This window comes from Enterococcus alishanensis (genome assembly GCF_019218635.1).
GTDB classification, from domain to species: Bacteria; Bacillota; Bacilli; order Lactobacillales; family Enterococcaceae; genus Enterococcus_A; species Enterococcus_A alishanensis.
In genome coordinates, this window is the sequence record NZ_JAHUZB010000045.1 from 1 (window position 1) to 412 (window position 412).

1 protein-coding gene is annotated in these 412 nt (G+C 63.1%); it reads right to left on the reverse strand.

Annotated elements, in window-relative coordinates:
- Positions 1-412 (reverse strand): hypothetical protein (locus KUA55_RS18210; protein ID WP_218327776.1); only part of this gene is annotated, 412 nt, incomplete at both ends.

Sequence of the window (412 nt, forward strand, 5' to 3'; positions counted from 1 at the left end):
GTGCCGGTCAGCGGAAAATCCGGGATGGCGTACTTGTCCTGCAGCTCAGCGGCCGCCACGGGGAAATACGCGTAAGACCCGTCTGATTTCTTGGCGAAGGCAGGATGCGGCGCGTAGCGCATGCCGGGGCGCAGCTTGATGTCGTACACGCTCTGCGCGATCTGCTCGCCCGGCGCGTCGGCCGGCAGCGTGTTGCCCTGCTTGTCCAGGTAAACGGGCGGATCGATGCTCGCAGCCGCGCGGGGCACCAGCTCGTAGGGCCGCTTCAGGTAGTGGTAGCCGTAGAGCGTTTCATAGACGTTGTAGGTATAAGGCGTCTCGTCATTGGAATAAGAGCTGGCCGGGTCCAGGTACTTGGGAGAGCGCTTGACGAAGGCGGAATACAGCGTGTTCCGGCTTTCGGCGCCGGACT